Consider the following 14,870-nt stretch of genomic DNA (forward strand, 5'->3'; position numbering starts at 1 on the left):
GCGGATTACGTTGCAAATCAAAGAGATCACATTGAGCTACGGTACGGCAGAATGTTCGAACGCAGCATTTGTTGCGTCCCCAGACCGTAGTTGGAGCTCAAGCCACGCAGCTCAATGTTGAAACCGATGACTTTGTCATATTTGCTTTGTTCATTTTCCCAGCCGTTGATTTTGCGCTCATAGCCAACGCGAATCGCATAACAGCAGGAGTTATATTGCAGCCCCACCATCTGATCGGCAGGTTTACTGGTATTGGTATCGAAATAATACGCACCAACGATGGACCAGCGGTCCGCAATTGGCCAGCTTCCTGCGGCACCTACCTGCGAAATACCATCTTTATACTGCGCTGCGGTTGCATAGTTGGGCAGCGTAGCCTGAATGTATTCCGGGCTGGCGTAACGGTAGCTCAATTGCAGCATCCGGTCTTCATCGCGGCGATACTCCAGCGACGAGCTGCTGTTAGCGATATTATTCAGACGGGTGTCATACTGCACCCCGCCGCGCAGACCCCAACGATCGGAGATACGCCAGTACGTATCGCCTGCCCACACCAGCGAACCTGTTTTGTTGTCTTTCTCCCAGTTAATGTTGTCATCACCGGTACGGGACTCGGTGAAATAGTAGATTTGACCAACAGAAACGTTAAAACGTTCAACCGCCGCTTCATCATAAATGCGGGTTGTGACGCCGGTGGTAACCTGGTTTGCTGACGCGATACGATCCAGACCGCCATAAGTGCGATCACGGAACAGCCCGCTGTAGTCGGATTGCAGCAGCGAGGAGTCGTAGTTGTTGATATGGCTCTGATCGCGATACGGCACATACAGATACTGAGCGCGCGGCTCCAGCGTCTGGGTATAGCCCTCCGCCCAGTTCATATCGCGCTCAAACACCAGTTTCCCGTCCGTTTTAAATTGCGGCATAACGCGGCTAACGGACTCTTTATAGTTGGTGCTGTTACTGGTGTTGTAAGCGTCGAGGTTACTTTGCTGGTAGTGGGTCGCCAGCATTTTCACTTCGGTGTTCAGGCTGCTCCAGGCGTTGGAAACGGGCAGACTGAGCGTAGGTTCCAGATGCACACGCGTCGCTTCAGGTAAACTCGAATTTGTATTGGTAAATTTCACCGCCTGGCCGTACATACGGAAATCAAACGGACCCAGATCGTTGTGATACCAGTTAACATCCACCTGCGGTAGCGCAGCGTACGAGTTACTGTTCTGGCGATTAAATACCTGGAACTGTTTGGTTGTTACTGTGGCATTGAAGTTCTCTACTCCATAACCCGCACTGAAAATCTGCGTGGCATAGCCGTCTGTACTGGAACCATATTTCGACGAAAAATCGTTAAAGTAGTGTGGATCGCTGACCTTCGTGTAATTGGCGTTAAAGCGCCAAACTTGATCCATCACCCCGGCATGTTGCCAGTAAAATAGCCAGCGGTGACGTTCCCCTTCGGTCGGGTATTCATCCTGGAACACTTTGTCTGAAGGCAGGTAATCGAACTCAATAAGGCCAGCACCTGCCTGCGTCAGATAACGGAATTCGTTTTCCCACTGCACGTTGCCACGTTTATGGATGTAGTGCGGCGTGATCGTCGCATCCATATTTGGCGCAATGTTCCAGTAGTAGGGCAGATAGAACTCGAAATAGTTCGTCGTGCTGTACTTGGCATTGGGGATCAGAAAACCTGAGCGGCGCTTGTCACCGATAGGTAATTGCAAATACGGGCTGTAGAACACCGGCACCGGGCCGAGCTTAAAGCGCGCATTCCAGATTTCTGCAACCTGCTCCTGGCGATCCTGAATAACTTCACTGCCGACAACGCTCCAGGTGTTTGAACCAGGCAGGCAAGAAGTAAACATCCCATTGTCCAGAATGGTGTAGCGGTTTTGTCCACGCTGTTTCATCAGATCGGCGGTGCCGCGCCCCTGACGACCCACCATCTGGTAATCACCTTGCCAGACATTGGTATCTTTGGTGTTCAGGTTTGACCAACCTTTAGGACCTTTCAGGATGACCTGGTTATCGTCATAGTGCACATTACCGAGTGCATCCACTGTGCGAACCGGGTCCGTCTGACCTTCTGGCTGCTGCTGATGAAGCTGCACCTCATCGGCCTGCAAACGGCTATTTCCCTGATTAATATCGACATTGCCGGTAAAAACGGCATCGTCAGGGTAGTTACCTTTTGCGTGATCGGCATTGATCGTCACCGGCAAATTATTGGTGTCGCCCTGTACCAGGGGGCGGTTGTAGCTGGGAACGCCAAGCATACACTGCGAGGCAAGATCGGCTGCCATCCCCTGCTGGCTGTAAAGGGCAGAGCCAATCATGGTGGCCAGGAGGGTGGGGATACGTTTTTTCATACGTTGTATTTGTTGTTCCGTCATCTGTGGCTTTACGCTGGCAAACGGTCTGAGACTAACTTACTCGCCTTTGCAACGCTAGTTTTAATCCTGCCCGCGTTCGAGCCAGGGGGAGAAGACTGCGCCTGTGCATGGCATAGAATGACGGGTATGATAAAGCAAATTTTAGCCGACGGCATGACGATTTGGGGAGTATATGCAGTATTGGGGAAAAGTGGTTGGTGTTGTCATCGCTCTTTTCATGGGCGGCGGCTTTTGGGGCGCGGTTCTTGGGTTGTTAGTCGGGCACTTTTTTGACAAGGCGCGCAGCCGAAAAATGGCGTGGTTTGCCAACCAGCGCGAACGTCAGACGCTCTTTTTCGCCACCACCTTTGAGGTGATGGGGCATCTAACCAAATCGAAAGGCCGGGTGACCGAGGCGGATATCCAGGTGGCCAGCTTGTTTATGGATCGCTTAAACCTGCACGGTGAGTCGCGCAGCGCAGCGCAGCAGGCGTTTCGCGTCGGCAAGACGGATAATTACCCGTTACGCGACAAGATGCGTCAGTTTCGCAGCGTCTGTTTCGGACGTTTCGACTTGATTAGGATGTTTCTGGAAATTCAAATCCAGGCGGCCTTCGCCGATGGTTCTTTGCACCCCAGCGAACGTGAAGTGTTGTACGTTATCGCCGAGGAGCTGGGTATTTCGCGTCTGCAATTCGATCAGTTTTTGCGCATGATGCAGGGCGGAGCGCAGTTTGGCGGTGGTTATCAGCATCAGCAGCAAGCGGGTGGTGGTGGCTGGCAGCAGGCGCAACGTGGACCGACGCTGGAAGATGCCTGTAATGTGCTGGGTGTGAAGCCGTCGGACGATGCGACCACCATCAAGCGTGCCTACCGTAAGCTGATGGGCGAGCATCATCCGGACAAACTGGTAGCGAAAGGGCTGCCGCCGGAGATGATGGAGATGGCGAAACAAAAAGCGCAGGAAATTCAGAAAGCTTACGAGCTGATTCGCGAGCAGAAGGGTTTTCGTTAACGTTATAAAGGTTCCCCGGGCGCAAAGCCGGGGAACCTTTTAAAAATCCACCGGTGCTTTAAATGTCATGCTATTGCCAAATGCCGGATGGGTGATGGTCAGCGTCTCTGCATGCAGCAGCAAACGCGGTGCCATAGCCAGCGCTTCTGGCGTGGCGTAAAAACGGTCACCGAGGATCGGATGTCCTAACGCTAACATATGCACGCGTAACTGATGCGAGCGCCCGGTAATCGGCTTCAGACGCACGCGAGCGGTGCCATCTTCCTCATACGCCAGCACTTCATACTCGGTCTGCGCCGCTTTGCCGGTTTCAAAACACACTTTCTGCTTTGGTCTGTTCGGCCAGTCGCAAATCAGCGGTAAATCTACCAGCCCTTCGGCTTTTTCCGGATGACCCCAAACGCGTGCCAGATACTGCTTTTTCGGCTCACGTTCGCGGAACTGGCGTTTTAACTCACGCTCGGCATCTTTGGTCAGCGCCACTACAATCACACCGCTGGTCGCCATATCCAGGCGGTGTACGGATTCAGCTTGCGGGAAGTCGCGCTGAATACGCGTCATCACGCTGTCTTTATGCTCATCCAGACGTCCTGGCACCGACAACAAACCACTGGGCTTGTTGACGACCATAATGTGCTGATCCTGATACAGAATCACCAGCCAGGGATCCTGCGGCGGATTGTAGGGTTCCATCAGCATTGCGGGCTCCGTTATTGGTGCGTCACGACAATCAAACGCAGCGCATCAAGCCGCCAGCCCGCCTGCGCCAGGCTTTCCATCACTTGCAGACGGTTGCTCTCAATGGCGGCAAGTTCGTCGTCGCGAATGTTCGGGTTAACCGCTTTTAATGCTTCCAGACGCGCCAGTTCTGCCGACAGCTTTTCATCCGCTTCGCTGCGCGCGGCCTCAATCAGTTCGCGTGCGGCCGTTTCCACCTGCGCTTCACCTTTTTGCAGAATGGTGTAAACCTCCTGCTGAACCGCGTTTACCAGCTTGCTGCCAGTATGGCGATTCACTGCGCTAAGTTGGCGGTTAAAGCTTTCGAACTCCACCTGGCCGGCGAGGTTAGTGCCGTTTTTGTCCATCAGCAGGCGGATCGGCGTTGATGGCAAGAAGCGGTTAAGTTGCAGCTGTTTCGGTGCCTGCGCTTCCACTACGTAAATCAGCTCCAGCAGCAGCGTACCGACTGGCAGCGCTTTGTTTTTCAGCAGCGAAATGGTACTGCTGCCGGTATCACCAGAAAGGATCAGATCCAAACCATTACGAATGATCGGGTGTTCCCAGGTGACAAACTGCGCATCCTCGCGTGAAAGCGCGACGTCACGATCAAAGGTAATGGTGCAGCCATCTTCCGGCAGGCCCGGGAAATCCGGCACCAGCATATGATCCGATGGCGTCAGGACGATCATGTTTTCACCGCGATCGTCCTGGTTAATACCAATGATATCGAACAGGTTCATGGCGAAGGCAATAAGCGCGGTGTCGTCGTCCTGCTCGGCAATGCTTTCGGCTAGCGCCTGCGCTTTTTCACCGCCGTTAGAGTGGATCTCCAGCAAGCGGTCGCGGCCTTGTTCCAGCTGTGCTTTCAGCGCGTCATGCTGCTCACGGCAGGTTTTGATCAACTGATCAAAACCATCGGTATCTTCCGGCGCTGCCAGGTAATTAATCAGATCATTGTGGACGCTATCGTAGATAGTGCGCCCGGTCGGGCAGGTGTGCTCAAAGGCGTCCAGCCCTTCGTGATACCAGCGCACCAGCACAGACTGCGCGGTTTTTTCCAGATAAGGCACATGGATCTGAATATCGTGCGCCTGACCAATACGATCCAGACGGCCGATGCGCTGCTCCAGCAGATCCGGGTTAAACGGCAGATCGAACATCACCAGATGGCTGGCGAACTGGAAGTTACGCCCTTCAGAACCGATTTCCGAGCACAACAGGACCTGCGCGCCGCTGTCCTCTTCACCGAACCACGCCGCTGCGCGGTCGCGTTCAATGATTGACATACCTTCATGGAACACCGCCGCACGGATACCCTCGCGTTCACGCAGCACCTGCTCCAGTTGCAGCGCGGTGGCGGCTTTGGCGCAAATCACCAGCACTTTTTGCGAGCGGTGGCTGGTGAGATAGCCCATTAGCCACTCAACACGTGGGTCGAAGTTCCACCATGTACCGGTATCACCTTCAAATTCCTGATAAATCTGCTCCGGGTAGAGCATATCGCGAGCGCGCTCTTCCTGACTTTTACGCGCACCCATGATGCCGGAGACTTTAATCGCCGTTTGATACTGCGTCGGCAGCGGTAGCTTAACGGTGTGCAGCTCGCGTTTCGGGAAACCTTTTACACCGTTACGGGTGTTGCGGAACAGCACACGGCTGGTGCCGTGTCGGTCCATCAGCATGGAAATCAGTTCCTGGCGCGCGGCAGTCGCGCCGTCGCGATCGCTGTTGGCGGTTTGCAGCAGCGGTTCGATATCCTGCTCGCCCACCAGATCGCTCAACATATTGAGATCATCGTTACTCAGGCGTTCACCCGCCAGCAGCAGGGCAACGGCGTCGGCGACCGGACGGTAATTTTGCTGCTCTTCAACGAACTGGGCGAAATCATGGAAACGGTTCGGATCCAGCAAGCGCAAGCGTGCAAAGTGGCTCTCCATCCCCAGTTGTTCCGGGGTAGCGGTCAGCAGCAGAATACCCGGTACGCGCTCGGCAAGTTGCTCAATCGCCTGATATTCACGGCTGGCTTCGTTTTCGCTCCACACCAGATGGTGCGCTTCGTCGACCACCAGCAGATCCCATTCGGCATCGCACAGATGCTCCAGGCGCTGCTTATTGCGGCGCACGAAATCGAGCGAGCAAATCACCAGTTGCTCGGTCTCGAACGGGTTGTCGGCATCGTGCTGCGCTTCGGCGTAACGTTCATCATCAAACAGGGCGAAACGCAGGTTGAAGCGGCGCAGCATTTCGACCAGCCACTGATGTTGCAGGGTTTCCGGCACCACGATCAGCACGCGATCAGCTGCACCAGAAAGTAACTGTTGGTGCAGGATCATCCCGGCTTCGATGGTTTTTCCAAGACCCACTTCATCTGCCAGCAATACGCGCGGGGCATGGCGACGGCCCACATCATGCGCGATGTGCAACTGGTGCGGGATCAGGTTGGTGCGCTGGCCACGCAAGCCGCTCCACGGCATACGGTACTGTTCACTTTGGTATTTACGCGCGCGAAAACGCAACGCGAAGCGATCCATTCGGTCGATCTGCCCGGCGAATAAGCGGTCTTGCGGCTTGCTGAATACCAGTTTGCTGTCGAGCAACACTTCGCGCAGGATGACATTGCTTTCCTGCGTGTCCAGGCGTGTGCCGGTGTAAGCGAGCAGCCCGTTTTCCTCTTTTACGTCTTCAATTGTGAGCTGCCAGCCATCATGGCTGGTCACCGTATCACCGGGGTTGAACATCACGCGGGTAACCGGGGAGTCGCTGCGAGCGTACAGACGGTTTTCACCCGTAGCCGGAAAAAGGAGGGTGACCGTGCGCGCATCCATTGCGACGACTGTGCCAAGTCCGAGTTCGCTTTCCGTGTCGCTAATCCAGCGTTGACCAAGTGTAAAGGGCATAAATGAACTCTATATCTCAAATTGCAGGCAATAGTTCGTCACCGCCTGAAGGCAGGCGGGCGTATAAAATTTGGGGCCAGAAAAAGGAAGGGCGCTATGGTAAAGGAAGCAATCCCTTTCGTCACTATCTATACCTGCTGTCTTTCACGCCGCTCGCGGTGGAAAGCCGAAATGGCCAGGGTATAGCGGTAATGTTGCAAGCCGGGAAACGCGACATGTAAACCTCAAAAGAGTCCCAGTTGCCCTGTAAGTAGTGTAGCAAAATCGTCGTCAATGAAAGGCAGAATTCCCTCGGCAACCGGCTGCAATTGTTTACTCAGGTAGTGATCGTAATCGAGCGGCGAGTGCTGGTAGTCGACCGGTTCCGGCCCGCCGGTGGTCCAGACATACTTGATGGTGCCGCGGTTCTGGTACTGCGCCGGGCGGCCACGCTTGCGGTTCTCTTCATCCGCCAGGCGTGCAGCGCGCACGTGCGGTGGCACGTTACGTTCGTACTCCGAGAGCGCCCTGCGCAGGCGCTTGCGATAAATAAGCTGATCATCGAGTTCGCCCGCCATCAGGCTGGCAATGGTTTCGCGGACATAGTCCTGATAAGGCTCGTTGCGAAACACCCGCAAATAAAGCGCTTGCTGGAACTGTTGAGCCAGTGGTGTCCAGTCTGTACGCACGGTTTCCAGCCCCTTAAACACCATGCGCTGGCTCTCGCCTTCCTGAATCATCCCGGCGTAACGCTTTTTGCTGCCCTGTTCGGTGCCACGAATTGTAGGCATCAGAAACCGGCAAAAATGGGTTTCAAACTCCAGCTCCAGCGCGCTCTCCAGTTGCTGACTTTTAAGATGCGCCGACCACCAACCATTGACGTGCTCGACCAGCGCGCGGCCAATACGCGCGGCATCCTCTTCGCTGTGGGCTTGCTTTAACCAGACGAAGGTGGAGTCGGTATCGCCATAGATAACGTCGTAGCCCTGCGCTTCAATCAACGCTTTGGTTTGGCGCATGATTTCGTGGCCACGCATGGTGATCGACGATGCCAGTCGCGGATCGAAAAAGCGGCAGGCGCTGGTGCCGAGCACACCGTAAAACGCATTCATGATGATCTTCAGCGCTTGCGACAGCGGCTTGTTGCCGTGACGTTTGGCCTCATCGCGCCCGTGCCAGATCTGCCCGACAATCCCTGGCAGGCAGTGTTTTTCACGCGAAAACCACGCGCCGAGAAACCCCTCGGTGCTGTGCGTGTTATCCGGCTGCGCCATGCCTTCAACAAGACCGACGGGGTCGATCAGGAAGGTGCGAATAATAGACGGGTAGAGGCTTTTGTAATCCAGCACTAGCACCGAGTCATACAGGCCGGGGCGCGAATCCATCACATAACCGCCGGGGCTGGCCTGCGGCGGCACGCCACCGAGATTGGGCGCGACATAGCCTGCGCGGTGCATGCGCGGGAAATAGAGGTGGCTGAATGCCGCCACTGAGCCGCCGTGCCGGTCAACGGGCAAACCGTTCACCGTGGCGCGCTCCAGCAGAAACGGCATGATCTCCGTCTTGTGGAAGATGCGCGTCACCAGTTCGCAATCTTTCAGGTTATAGGTGGCGAGCGCGGGTTTGTCCTCGGCAAAGCGTCGGTCTATTTCATCCATGCGATCCCACGGGTTATCAATCGCTTTGCCTTCGCCAAGCAGCTCTCTGGAGACGGTTTCCAGCGAGAATGAGGAAAAGTTCCAGAACGCGGATTTCAGCGCCTCAATCCCATCGATAATCAGCCTGCCGGTGGCCTGCGCGAAAAATACACCATTCTTAAAGCCGTGCTCGCGCCACTCCAGTTCGCTGCCGTTGCGCCCGAGCGTCAGCGGCACGCGGTAGCGTTCGGCGCTTTTTTGCAGCACGCGCAAATCGAATTGCACGACGCTCCAGCCAATAATCACATCGGGATCGTGTGTGGCAAACCAGGCGTTGAGTTTTTCCAGCAGTTGCGGGCGGCTGGCAACATACTCCAGCTCAAAATCCAGCTCCTGGGCGTTATCGCTCTCCGGCCCGAGCATATAAACCGTGCGCTGCCCACAACCTTCAAGGCCAATGCAGTAAAGCTCGCCGTGGCGGCTGGTTTCGATATCCAGCGACACCCATTTCAGCGGCGGGCGGTAGTGCGGGCTGGGTTTCAGCCGCGCGTCAACCAGCGCAGTACCCTGCGGCGTGCCATCGACCCACACCGGCGCGGTGATAAAGCGCTCCATCAGAAAGCGTTCCGGCGGGCGGATATCGGCTTCGTAAACGGTGATGCCGTCATCGCGCAGCATTTTTTCAATGCGCATCAGTTGGCGATGAGCACGGCAGTAAAGGCCATACACCGGCTGGCGGTGAAAGTCGTTCAGGTTCAGCGGCGTTAAGCGCCACTGTTTTTCGCCACGCAGCAACAGTTTTGCTTTTTCCACCTGCGAGGCGGGAATAAAGGCGACCGACTCCTGCGGCGGCAGCGTGACGCGCAGCGGGCCGTTATCCGTCGCCAGCCAGAACTCCACCTCAGTCCCGGTGGGGGTATCCCGCCAGTGTCGGGTTAAAATAAAACCTTCTCGCGCCTGCGCCACAGCCGTCTCTCATAAAACAAAACCAGGCGAGATTATAGCCTGGTTTGTTGTTATGTGCTGTGGTTTTATACAGCTATTGGCCGTAGTAAGCCTTCGCGCCGTGCTTACGTAAGTAGTGTTTATCCAGCAGCGTTTGTTGCATTGCGGGCAGTTGTGGGGCGAGCTGGCGACAGAAAATGCCCATATAAGCCACCTCTTCCAGCACGATGGCGTTATGTACCGCGTCATCGGCGCTTTTACCCCAGGCAAACGGACCGTGAGAATGCACCAGTACGCCGGGCATCTGCGCCGGATCGATACCTTTTTTCTCAAAGGTTTCGACAATCACATTGCCGGTTTCCCACTCGTATTCGCCGTTGATCTCCTCATCGGTCATCTTACGGGTACAGGGGATCTCGCCATAAAAATAGTCGGCATGTGTAGTTCCCGTAGCCGGGATCGGCTGACCGGCCTGCGACCAGATGGTGGCGTGGCGCGAATGAGTGTGCACAATGCCGCCAATGGTCGGAAACGCCTGGTACAGCAGACGGTGAGTCGGCGTATCGGAAGAGGGTTTTTTCGTGCCTTCAACCACTTCGCCGGTAGTAATGTTGACGACCACCATATCGTTAGCGGTCATGATGCTGTAATCGACGCCAGAAGGTTTAATCACCATCAGACCGCTTGCACGGTCAACGGCACTGACGTTGCCCCATGTCAGCGTGACCAGGTTGTGTTTTGGCAGCGCCAGGTTGGCTTCCAGCACCTGCTGTTTCAATGCTTCTAACATGCGTTCCTCCAGGAAAGTGGCCTGCCGCAGCAGGCCGGGTGTTCCCTGTTAACGTTTTGAACCGTAATAAACTTCGTTCCAGCGCAGCGCGTCTTTAAACGCGGGCAGGCGGGTGTCGTTGTCGATAACCGTCAGCTCAAGATCGTGCAGCTCGCTGAACTGGCGCATATCGTCCAGCGTCAACGCATGGCTGAAGACGGTATGGTGCGCGCCACCGGCGAGGATCCACGCTTCAGAGGCGGTCGGCAGGTCCGGCTGCGCTTTCCACAACGCGTTGGCGACCGGCAGTTTCGGCAGATCGTGCGGAGTTTTCACTGCGTCAACGCAGTTCACCAACAGGCGGAAACGATCGCCTAAGTCGATCAAGCTGGCGTTAATCGCCGGGCCGGTTTTGGTGGAGAAGATCAGGCGCGCCGGATCGGCTTTGCCGCCGATGCCGAGGAACTGCACATCCAGCGTCGGTTTTTCGTCGATAGCGATAGAAGGACACACTTCCAGCATGTGCGAGCCAAGCACCAGATCGTTGCCGTGCTCAAAGTGATAGGTGTAATCCTCCATAAAGGAGGTGCCGCCGTTCAGCCCGCCGGACATCACTTTCATGATGCGCAGCAGTGCCGCGGTCTTCCAGTCGCCTTCACCGGCAAAACCGTAGCCTTGCTGCATCAAGCGTTGTACCGCCAGGCCCGGGAGCTGTTTCAGGCCGTGCAGATCTTCAAAGGTGGTAGTGAAGGCGTGGAAACCGCCCTCTTCGAGGAAGCGTTTCAGACCCAGTTCGATACGTGCGGCATCAAGCACGTTCTGGCGTTTATCGCCATGAACCTGCGCGGCAGCCGTCAGGCGGTAGCTGCTTTCATACTCATCAACCAGCGCGTTGACATCGCCATCGCTAACGGCGTTCACCACTTGCACCAGATCGCCTACGCCCCAGGTATTGACCGAGAAACCGAACTTGATCTGTGCCGCCACTTTATCGCCGTCAGTCACCGCCACTTCGCGCATGTTGTCGCCGAAACGCACCACTTTCAGCTGGCGGGTATCCTGTTTAGACACCGCCTGGCGCATCCAGGCACCGATACGTTGATGCGCGTGGTGATCCTGCCAGTGACCGGTCACCACACTGTGCTGCTGGCGCATACGCGCACCGATAAAGCCGAACTCGCGGCCGCCGTGCGCGGTCTGGTTGAGGTTCATAAAGTCCATATCGATGCTGTCCCACGGCAGGGACGCATTGAACTGAGTATGGAACTGCAGCAGCGGCTTATTAAGAATCGTCAGGCCGTTAATCCACATTTTCGCGGGCGAGAAGGTATGCAGCCATACCACCATCCCGGCGCATTTGTCGTCGTAGTTGGCGTCGCGGCAAATGTGAGTAATCTCATCCGGCGAGGTGCCCAGCGGTTTCAGCACCAGTTTGCAGGGGAGTTTCGCTTCCGCATTGAGGGCGTTAACCACCTGTTCGGCGTGCTTCGTCACTTGTTTCAGGGCTTCCGGCCCATACAGGTGCTGGCTGCCAATGACGAACCACACTTCATAATTGTCGAAAATAGTCATGATCTTGTCCTTAATGGGTTAACGCGGCCTGCGAGACTGTCGCGGCTGAAGGGAGATAGTGTTGCTCGGCACTCTTCGCCCACTGCTGATAGCGGCGATAGAGGCGTTCAAACTGTTGTGCCTGCGCGGTAGGTTGCAGGGTTTTTTCGATGGCGCTGGCCATTTTCAATTGCGCAGTCGGGATATCGGCATGCACTTGTGCTGCGACGGCGGCGAAAATCGCCGCACCCAGCGCGCAGCACTGTTCAGATTCAACCACCTGTAATGGGCGGTTCAGCACATCGCAGCAGGCCTGCATTACGCCGAGGTTTTTACGCGCGATACCGCCGAGCGCCATCACGTTGTCGACGGCAATACCCTGTTCGGTGAAGCACTCCATAATGGCGCGCGCGCCGAACGCGGTTGCTGCAATCAACCCGCCAAACAGCGCCGGGGCGTCGGTGGCGAGATTCAAATCGGTAATCACCCCTTTCAGGCGCTGGTTGGCGTTTGGTGTGCGGCGGCCGTTAAACCAGTCCAGTATCACTGGCAGGTGTTCAAGCGACGGATTTTTTACCCACGCATCGGTCAGTGCAGGTAAGAGTTGTTTCTGGCTGGCTTTGATCTGCGCTTTCAGCTCCGGATGCTGCTGCGCCAGCTGTTCCAGCGGCCAGCCAAGGACGCGGCCAAACCAGGCATAAATATCACCAAAGGCGGATTGCCCGGCTTCGAGGCCGATAAAGTCCGGCACCACGCTGCCATCGACCTGGCCACAAATACCTTTCACCGCGCGTTCGCCTACGCTCTGTTTGTCAGCAATCAGAATGTCGCAGGTCGAGGTACCAATGACTTTCACCAGCGTATTGGGTTGTGCTCCCGCGCCGACTGCGCCCATATGGCAGTCGAACGCGCCGCCGGAGATCACCACTGATTCGGATAATCCAAGACGCTGCGCCCACTCGGCAGTCAATGTGCCGACGGGTAAATCGGCGGTATAGGTGTCGGTAAACAGCGGCCAGTTGAGGTGTTTATTGATGATGGGATCAAGTTCATCAAAGAACGTGGCGGGCGGCAGGCCACCCCAGCTTTCATGCCACAGGGATTTATGCCCGGCGCTGCAACGGCCACGACGGATCGCTTCCGGGCGTGTAGTGCCAGAGAGCAGGGCGGGAACCCAGTCGCACAGTTCGATCCACGACGCCGCGGCTTGTGCTACGGCGCTATCGGCGCGGGTGACGTGCAGGATTTTTGCCCAGAACCATTCGCTGGAGTAAATGCCGCCAATGTAGCGCGAATAGTCGGTTTTACCCGCGGTGTGGCACAGGCGCGTGATGGCTTCCGCCTCTTCGACGGCAGTGTGGTCTTTCCACAGCACAAACATCGCGTTCGGGTTGTCGGCAAATTCAGGGCGCAACGCCAGTACGCGGCCTTCAGCATCGATCGGCGCGGGTGTTGAACCGGTGCTGTCGACGCCAATGCCTTTGATCTCGACGCGTTGTGCGTCGCTCAGTTGTGCCAGCACATTTTTCAGCGCCGCTTCCATCGACTCGATGTAATCGCGCGGGTGGTGGCGAAATTGGTTATGTGGCGCATCGCAATAACGCCCTTCCTGCCAGCGTGGATACCACTCGACGCTGGTGGCGATCTCCGCCCCGGATGTACAGTCTACCGCCAGCGCACGTACTGAATCGCTGCCGAAATCGAGGCCAATTGTGATTGCCATGTATCTTGCTCCATGAAGAATAACCGTTAGAAAAACGATAGTGAGCGGCGGCAAAAACCGTCAGGCAGGATCCGCTAATCTTATGGATTAAAATGCTATGGCATTGCAAAGTGTGACGCCGTGCAAAAATTCGATGTGGACATTTCTGCCACCTTTATAGACACTTCCGTTATCCCTTTTTACCCTGTTCAAAGGCGTTAAAAAGGCGTAATTGCTTTTGTCTTGCGGGATTGGACAATTGCCGTGTTTACGCCCGTTGTCTACGGGCCGTTGAGGAATGACGGGATTCTTAATATGGACAATTGGTTTCCTTACCGAGCACGGGAGTATTGCGTTTATGGCTGAATCACAGAACGATCCACTGCTGCCTGGATACTCGTTTAATGCGCACCTGGTGGCGGGGCTGACCCCCATTGAAGCGGACGGTTATCTCGATTTTTTTATCGACAGGCCGCTAGGCATGAAGGGCTACATCCTTAACATCACCGTGCGCGGTGAAGGCGTCGTGATGAACCACGGCAAGCAGTTTGTTTGCCGCCCTGGCGATATCCTGCTTTTCCCGCCGGGAGAAATTCACCACTATGGCCGCCACCCCGACGCCACCGAGTGGTATCACCAGTGGGTTTACTTCCGCCCACGCGCTTACTGGCATGAATGGTTGAACTGGCCAACGCTGTTCGCACAAACCGGTTTTTACCGCCCTGATGATGCCCATATGGAGCGTTTTCGTGAGCTTTTCGCGCAAATTATCGACGCCGGGCAAAGCGTGGGGCGCTATGCGGAGCATCTGGCGATAAATCTGCTGGAGCAATTGCTATTGCGGCGCATGGAAGCGATTAACGAATCGCTGCACCCGCCGCTGGATAACCGCGTGCGCGACGCCTGCCAGTACATTAGCGATCACCTGGCGGATAACCATTTTGATATCGCAAGCGTCGCGCAGCACGTTTGCTTGTCGCCTTCGCGGTTATCACACCTTTTTCGTCAGCAACTGGGGGTAAGTGTGCTGAGCTGGCGCGAGGATCAGCGCATCAGCCAGGCAAAATTACTGCTTAGCACTACGCGAATGCCGATTGCAAGCGTAGGGCGCAATGTTGGCTTTGACGATCAGCTCTATTTCTCGCGGGTTTTTAAAAAATGCACCGGTGCCAGCCCCAGTGAATTCCGCGCGGGATGTGAATAAAAAGTAAAGAATGGCAATGAAAGGTTCTGCAATGTGACATAACCGGTAAAATTTTCAGATAATTGAAAGCTTGACGCTT

9 protein-coding genes are annotated in these 14,870 nt (G+C 55.7%); 2 read left to right on the plus strand and 7 right to left on the minus strand.

What is annotated here, in order from left to right; translation table 11 throughout:
• Positions 1-26 precede the first annotated feature (26 nt).
• Positions 27-2,369 carry an LPS assembly protein LptD gene (gene lptD / locus ACFX4O_RS14755; RefSeq protein ID WP_380209083.1) on the minus strand — a complete coding sequence of 781 codons (2,343 nt, stop codon included), beginning with the start codon at positions 2,367-2,369 and terminating at the stop codon, positions 27-29.
• A 196-nt stretch (positions 2,370-2,565) separates the two neighbouring features.
• Here lptD and djlA point away from each other — a divergent pair, with 196 nt between their 5' ends.
• Positions 2,566-3,387, plus strand: coding sequence for a co-chaperone DjlA (gene djlA, locus ACFX4O_RS14760; protein WP_131408132.1), 822 nt, complete (start codon positions 2,566-2,568; stop codon positions 3,385-3,387).
• Positions 3,388-3,426: 39 nt separating this feature from the next.
• On the opposite strand, the gene rluA is transcribed toward djlA, so the two are convergent.
• The 6 genes from rluA to araB all read right to left on the minus strand — a co-directional run bounded on the left by rluA (position 3,427) and on the right by araB (position 13,608).
• Entirely contained in the window at positions 3,427-4,086 is a 660-nt protein-coding gene (gene rluA, locus ACFX4O_RS14765) for a bifunctional tRNA pseudouridine(32) synthase/23S rRNA pseudouridine(746) synthase RluA (protein WP_131408130.1), read from the minus strand.
• Between the two features lie 11 nt (positions 4,087-4,097).
• Positions 4,098-7,004, minus strand: a complete 2,907-nt coding sequence (gene rapA / locus ACFX4O_RS14770; protein WP_380209085.1) for an RNA polymerase-associated protein RapA — start codon at positions 7,002-7,004, stop codon at positions 4,098-4,100.
• A 224-nt stretch (positions 7,005-7,228) separates the two neighbouring features.
• Complete coding sequence (polB, locus tag ACFX4O_RS14775) at positions 7,229-9,586, minus strand: DNA polymerase II (RefSeq protein WP_380209087.1); 2,358 nt, start codon at positions 9,584-9,586, stop codon at positions 7,229-7,231.
• Positions 9,587-9,659: 73 nt separating this feature from the next.
• Positions 9,660-10,355, minus strand: a complete 696-nt coding sequence (araD, locus tag ACFX4O_RS14780; protein ID WP_131408124.1) for an L-ribulose-5-phosphate 4-epimerase — start codon at positions 10,353-10,355, stop codon at positions 9,660-9,662.
• A 48-nt stretch (positions 10,356-10,403) separates the two neighbouring features.
• Positions 10,404-11,906: an L-arabinose isomerase gene (gene araA, locus ACFX4O_RS14785; protein ID WP_380209089.1), complete on the minus strand. Its 1,503-nt coding sequence runs from the start codon at positions 11,904-11,906 to the stop codon at positions 10,404-10,406.
• A gap of 10 nt (positions 11,907-11,916) precedes the next feature.
• A complete protein-coding gene (araB, locus tag ACFX4O_RS14790) occupies positions 11,917-13,608 on the minus strand; it encodes a ribulokinase (protein WP_380209091.1) in 1,692 nt (563 codons plus the stop codon).
• A 337-nt stretch (positions 13,609-13,945) separates the two neighbouring features.
• Between araB and araC the strand changes: the two genes are divergently transcribed.
• Complete coding sequence (gene araC, locus ACFX4O_RS14795) at positions 13,946-14,791, plus strand: arabinose operon transcriptional regulator AraC (protein ID WP_131408118.1); 846 nt, start codon at positions 13,946-13,948, stop codon at positions 14,789-14,791.
• Positions 14,792-14,870 lie beyond the last annotated feature (79 nt).

The sequence above is a fragment of the Kosakonia sp. YIM B13571 genome (genome assembly GCF_042788095.1).
GTDB lineage: Bacteria > Pseudomonadota > Gammaproteobacteria > Enterobacterales > Enterobacteriaceae > Kosakonia > Kosakonia quasisacchari.

Excerpts from the sequence above, each read along its gene's own strand:
- araB (WP_380209091.1), bottom strand. The coding sequence starts at position 13,608 with ATGGCAATCACAATTGGCCTCGATTTCGGCAGCGATTCAGTACGTGCG.
- araA (WP_380209089.1), bottom strand. The coding sequence starts at position 11,906 with ATGACTATTTTCGACAATTATGAAGTGTGGTTCGTCATTGGCAGCCAG.
- rluA (WP_131408130.1), bottom strand. The coding sequence starts at position 4,086 with ATGCTGATGGAACCCTACAATCCGCCGCAGGATCCCTGGCTGGTGATT.
- djlA (WP_131408132.1), top strand. The coding sequence starts at position 2,566 with ATGCAGTATTGGGGAAAAGTGGTTGGTGTTGTCATCGCTCTTTTCATG.
- araC (WP_131408118.1), top strand. The coding sequence starts at position 13,946 with ATGGCTGAATCACAGAACGATCCACTGCTGCCTGGATACTCGTTTAAT.
- lptD (WP_380209083.1), bottom strand. The coding sequence starts at position 2,369 with ATGAAAAAACGTATCCCCACCCTCCTGGCCACCATGATTGGCTCTGCC.
- rapA (WP_380209085.1), bottom strand. The coding sequence starts at position 7,004 with ATGCCCTTTACACTTGGTCAACGCTGGATTAGCGACACGGAAAGCGAA.
- araD (WP_131408124.1), bottom strand. The coding sequence starts at position 10,355 with ATGTTAGAAGCATTGAAACAGCAGGTGCTGGAAGCCAACCTGGCGCTG.